Genomic DNA, 6062 nt, shown 5'->3' on the forward strand with positions numbered 1-6062 from the left:
CATCTGAACATGACACTGCGCTCATGATAAAACGTGAAAATATAAAAATGTACCTAATGGGAAATGTTATAGAATAAATCTTCACTCAAACTTCCCACTTGAGCTGTATAGGCTTGCGGCTTTATAGAAGTTGCGAGAGCACTATGCGTGAAGGATAAAACGTACAAACTGCCTAAACACCCATAAAACTATGACGGAAGGGGGGACTTGAAAATCTTCCCTCTCTAAAAAGAGTGCAAAAAATAGTGCTCAACCTAGATTGGTCTCAAAAATTCTCCGATGCCTCTCAAATTAACTTGAGAAAAAAAGGCACCATCACCCATACTATATTTGTCCGTCTATATCACATCCAAGGTGCATCCTTGCCAAGCAGGTTGCTATATGAGGAAAGGTCTTATTGCTACCATCTCGTCTCTCACGAGAGAACTTTCAAAATAAACTTTCATTCTAGATGGATCATAATGGAAGCACCATGGAAGAAGGATAAAACGTACGAGAGTCTAAACACCCATAAAGCTACAGTGAGGGAATGGGGTGGCTTGAAAATATTCCCTCTCTAAAAAATGCAATGGCCCATATAGACATGCCACTAAAAGTTGAACTCACCTTTCTATCTTAAAACTCTACTTCTCAATCCTTCTCTGAAACTATTTGTGCATTACCTCAGTCTCGAGACTTTAAAAATATCCCATCAAGCTCTTCGTAAAGTGTATAAAAATAGTAAGAGATTTCTATCACCCTACACTTAAAACCAATCCTTCCAAAAAAGAGCTATAGTAGTTCTACCACGCTTATTTTACACAACGCACGCATCCTGTGCTCTAGAGTAAATGGGAGCGATGAACCATTGATTTGTCAAAACGCTTATAAACTCATGGGCATATAAGTGATGAGGTAGTGTTATCAACGCTCCAAGCGGGATGCGCAACACATTTGTGAGATGACCAACGAGAGGGCTAGGTAGCTGGCGACTTTATCCTGATTGGACAATCAGTTTTGCTCAATGTCAGGAGGGAGAAAACCCATGGGTGGCAAATGGTGTGAGACAAAAACGCACAATCCAACCCTTTAAAAAAATTGAAGACAAAAAAGCTAACTGCTTTAGACAAAATCTTATTGCTATCATTGCGTCCATCACTAGAGCGATTTCAAAATAAACCTTTATTCTAGATGCTTAAAAATAAGCTAAAAAACATGTTGTTGGAGTTTGAAATTTGAAAACTGAGCTTTGCCTCTCTAAAATGCAAACTTCCCAATTCTTCCCTGAAACTAATCGTTTACGATCTTATTCCAGAAGCCCCAAAAAATCCTACAAACATAACCAAAAATAATCAAAGTCCTCTCCAAAATTTTCAGATATCCTCGTCTTTCAGAAAAAAACTGTCTTATATCTGCAATTTGGCTTGAGAAAAAACGGAACATCTCTATCCATAGATAAAAAATGGCGAGAAGGTGAAAAAAACGCTTCCAGCTTACCTCTATCTTAATATCATAAAAAAGCTACAAAACTTGCTTCCAATGAAAAACGCAAGCCAAACTCTTCGTCATGGCACACAATCTTTTTAAAGGGGCGGAAATCTTTAAGAAAAATCAACATTCTGGCGTGAGAAAAAGAAGGGCTGGCTTTTTGCTTTTGCAGCCATGGGTACTAATGTTTGAATGGAAGCTGGCAGTGGGGAAGGGGAAGTTATAGAGTGCGTGATCACTAAATTTTATCCCGCTATAGGAATATTGGGTTTTATAAGCTATAGAGAAGGTTATGTCGGGGGGGATGGGAAGCGCTCTTAAGTCTTAAAGATAAGAAATGATTTTAAGAAAATTTGCTCTTGCTCTTAGCTCGAAATATAAAATGTTATGATAGGCTTTTGATGAAAATGATGTTGTTTTGCGATAAAAAAGACAAACATGCATGGAGTGGAGGCTTTGCTAGCCTTTTGTCTTAAAAGACAAAACCTAAAATGCCTATGATCGTAACGATACCCCGATTATTTGCAAAGAGTGTTTTGTAAAGGGTAAAGCATTATGTTGGTAGCAAAAAGCCTGTAAAGAGAAAATGGTTATGGCATGTAAGAATAGTGCTCTTTTTTATTACGGCTGATCTATGAGCTCTAAGATATACATTGAGAGAGAATGTGCGGCATTAAAAGTTAAGCGCGCATGGTGAGGTTTGAGATTGATTAGTTCCAAATCTTTTTCTGAGCGGCCGTGCGCTGCACTTTTCTTGTTTCTTAAATTCATAGTACCACTAACGATTTGATACAGACCGGATGCGATCATTTTTAAGCCATTTTCATCTAGATCTTGACTTTTTAAGTCTTTTTCATCTAGATCTTGATTTTTTAAGTTTTCTTGCTTCATATCTTCGGGATGGGTCTTGGCTTTCTTAACGACTTGTTTCCATAAAGCGGGCAGATTATTACGGGCGTTTTCTGCATATGGGATAGAATGGTGGTCGAGATAAGCTTTGCAAGAGGCTTCCAACAGATTTGCTGCAAATAGAACCGCCCCCCTTGGATCTTTTTCTATATTTTCTAATGCTCTATTTATTTCGATTTCTACTGCTGAAAGTTTTTTCTCTGCAATAAGTTTTTTTAGCTCTTCTGTAGAGAGGAGACCTGCTTTTTGCAATTCTTGTGTGGAGGTCAGCTCATTCTTGATAATATGCCCTCCACGCTGATATCCCAAGTCATACTCCTTTAACTTTTCTAAAACTGTATGTTTATCTTTTTGTAACTGTAAAATTTTTTCATATAATGGTGGATTGAATCCGCTTGGGTCTGGGTCATAATATTCTTTTTCCAAAAAATCCCCAAGCAAGTTACCAAGGACTTCAAGTGGTTCTTCGCATTGAGAATTGATTGCACGTAGCCACGCTTTAACTTTTTGGATTTTTGTACCTTCTGGAACCTCAGGAGGAGCAAATGATGCAATAAACAAGTCATCTAACTCGTTATGCGTATAATGGTGCGCAAACATTGGAGGAAGTAGTCCAATGATTGCAGGAGGAATAGTGTTTTTCTGAGAGATTTTTTGCGGAGATGATAATTGCATTTTATGGCTTTATAATATCAAAAAGTGGTGTGTGGAGTGGTTTTTAGAATATGATTTTATTGCCTGACCTTGCATAGAAGGTCGCGCAACAATTTTGTGGCTTATATAAGATTTGTGAAAGAGAAATACTATATTGTGTTTTAATTTTTTCTCCTTTCATTGTTATAGCAGTGAGGGGGATGGATAATGTGTGATAATTCGAAAAATATAGAATGAGAATAGAAGTATAATTTTGTATTATTGTAACTGCAATAACATTCTTTATTGATAGATTGTTTATTGGAGAGAAGGAAGCAGGCAATACGCATAATCCCTGAAAGGAAGGCTTTGTGACAAGAATTTCAACAATGGTATATTACCAAATGTTGGCACAGTTCTTTACTTGTCAGAAAGAGCAGATGGGGTTCTTTGTTCGCATAACCGGTAGAGAGAACAAGTGGGTAGGGGATCGGTTTACCAATTTCGTTTATTCCGTTAAAGCTTACGGTTTTCTATAAAAAGGCTGTTTTCATTATATCCGCTGTTAATCTTGCACACTTGGTAGATGGAAATATAGACGTTTATCGTGTCTGTAAGGGAACTTGAAGCAATGAAGTTATGTGTAAAAGAGTTCTGAAAAGCTTCTTTTACCGTAAATTTTATAAGGAAAATTTAAAGGCGGGGAAATTTTAAGCAAATCTCAGAGCACACTGTAAAAGTAAAAAAACAGCCTTTTTAGAGATGGTTTGCTGTCTGTCATCGTGCTTCATGATTTTCAATATTTTTAAAAATTTTCCCCTCAATGAGAGAAGGCTTTTTTATTAAAGAGGAGAAGATTTGTGATGACAGTTCACAATGGAATGGAGAGAGAGGCTGCTTTACCAGATGTTTTTGTCGCTTCATCTTCATTTGAACCTGTTGCGGTTATGCAAGCATAGCGATTCAAGGAGGTTTAAATGGGGTGAATAACATCACCAAGTTTGCAGCACAGTGCTATTTTCCACATCGCGATGCGTGGCAGAAGAGGGGCAGCATTTTGGCGGGCGGGGGCGGGATGCCATATTCTATGCTGGTGCTGTAGGGGTGTCTGTTAGTGTGTTTATGGGACTATTCCGCATTGAAACGCGTGCTTAATTTTCGTGGATATTTGCAAAGATACCAACAGAGAATCCCATATTTCAAGAGGTTTTGAGAGGTGTCCAAGAGCACAAAGGAAGCATGATGTTGATAAACACCCCACGTTACTGGAGATGGCCAAATTTTAGAGTTTAAGGAGCTTGTTGGTTTAGTGTTCTTTCATAAAAATAACGAAGGTTGTGGTCAAGGTCTCAGTGTGTTGGTTTCTCGAAAAGTGGTAAACTACTCTATGATCTTATAAGCCATTGAAAATGTTATTGAGAAGGCGTTCAAACAAAGCATATCATAAATCTGAGCCCTTTTCTTTATGCGATAAGGAGAGTGTGAGGCAAAACAGTAAAAATGCAGCGATATTGTTTGGGTGCCAAATGTATTCTCAATAGTTTATAATTTTCTTTTCTTAAATGTGCAGCTCTTTCTGGAAAATGTTCGACAATCTCTTAATCGTTTAATAAAAATTAAAATCGGTTATAAGGAAGAGCTTGTAAATTATAGAGTAGGAAAAAATTGCATTTTATAAACAATAGGGGAAGGCTGTTTCCATAGCCCAAACATTTTTTCAAGTTGTTATGGTATCTTTTTGAAGTACTTGATCGATAAAAGTTTGATAATTATCAGAAACAATATATTGGGTATTTTCTCCCAAAGCTTTGAAATATTCACGACCGCAATGGATTTTTGCTTCTTCCAGATCGTGCAACATGTCTTCGAAAATACTTCCTTTGCTTTCCACAACAAAATACAGTTTGTTTTGTCCATCTTTTACTTCAATAGAGGCGACTTCAATCTGCTTTATAAGCGTTTGTTCATAAGCATCGATGGAATCCAGCCTATATAGCATGTTGTGTTTATTATTTATTTGATACATTTAATCTAGAATGTAAATTGTGTTCGTATATTCAAACTAATATACTGGTATTGAAGCGGTGAGAGTGTTACTTTGTTGAGAATAGATAATTTGGTAGGTTGGTATTCCCTTTGTATCAGAGAAATTTCACCTTATTCTCTCATATTGTACGTGGATGAAATATTAACCGCATAATGCTCCCTCTTACATGAGATATAAGATTGATATGCTTTCCATATTAAGAAAAGTTGTTGATTGTAGCGGAATATGTTTCTGCGATATTCGTTTGGTTTAAATGGCAAAAATAGAGCAATAGTCGCATATTTGTTACGCTGTAACGCATATATATAATCTATGGAGTCAACACTTCATTTAAGAAATTTTTTAAAGAAAAAACATAAAAAAATAGAATTGTTGAAAAAAAATCTTTTATTTGAAGCTTGTTTCTCATGATTATAAAAGCTTTACGTGGATGTCGAAAAATTTGATTGTGCTGAAAAGCATGAAGAATCAAGAAAATTTTGCAAAAAAAAGCTGCATCATGTGTGCAGCTTTTTATGTGTTTGCTTTAGAGGTAGAAGTTTTAAAGCATGAAAGTATCCTTACGGCTTCTATAACCATAATAACCAAAAACACTGGAAACAATGGCGCCTACCAGACTTCCTAAAAAGCCCCACCATCCCATATTGGAGGCTGCTTTTGTAGCTTTAGTCGCAGTGTTTTTTACTCCCTTGATCGTATCCTCAAGTTTGTCCGAGAGTGTTTCTGCCTGTTCTTCAAGGGCTTTGATGGCTTTTTCGGTTTTTTCCTCGGCGCTTTGATAGAGTTGAACGGCACGGTTTACTGCTGTTTGTGCGTCCGAACGGGTCATGCCATCTTTTATGAGGGCATTGATGATATCACTTCGATCAAATTTTGTCGTGAGATCTTCTACACGATCAGACAGGCGTTCACCAAGATTTTTTAAAGTAGTGCGATAGTGAGAAGGATCATTTTTGAAAGCTGTGATCGCAGAACCAATATCGTTGAGTGCTGCTTGATAGGTTTG

The 6062-nt window shown here is 37.1% G+C and carries 2 protein-coding genes and 1 pseudogene; all 3 read right to left on the minus strand.

Translation table 11 applies throughout. The features are described 5' to 3' along the window. Positions 1–2088: 2088 nt before the first annotated feature. Positions 2089–3051 carry an abortive infection family protein gene (locus ACFIKB_RS08680; RefSeq protein ID WP_375653339.1) on the minus strand — a complete coding sequence of 321 codons (963 nt, stop codon included), beginning with the start codon at positions 3049–3051 and terminating at the stop codon, positions 2089–2091. Between the two features lie 1675 nt (positions 3052–4726). Further along, positions 4727–5008, minus strand: coding sequence for a hypothetical protein (locus ACFIKB_RS08685; RefSeq protein WP_375653341.1), 282 nt, complete (start codon positions 5006–5008; stop codon positions 4727–4729). A gap of 589 nt (positions 5009–5597) precedes the next feature. Continuing rightward, positions 5598–6062 (minus strand): annotated as a pseudogene (locus ACFIKB_RS08690) (DUF3792 domain-containing protein); the annotation flags it as partial.

Source organism: Bartonella sp. MR110HLJHH, from assembly GCF_042194225.1.
Lineage (GTDB): Bacteria > Pseudomonadota > Alphaproteobacteria > Rhizobiales > Rhizobiaceae > Bartonella > Bartonella grahamii.

Excerpts from the sequence above, each read along its gene's own strand:
- ACFIKB_RS08680 (WP_375653339.1), bottom strand. The coding sequence starts at position 3,051 with ATGCAATTATCATCTCCGCAAAAAATCTCTCAGAAAAACACTATTCCT.
- ACFIKB_RS08685 (WP_375653341.1), bottom strand. The coding sequence starts at position 5,008 with ATGCTATATAGGCTGGATTCCATCGATGCTTATGAACAAACGCTTATA.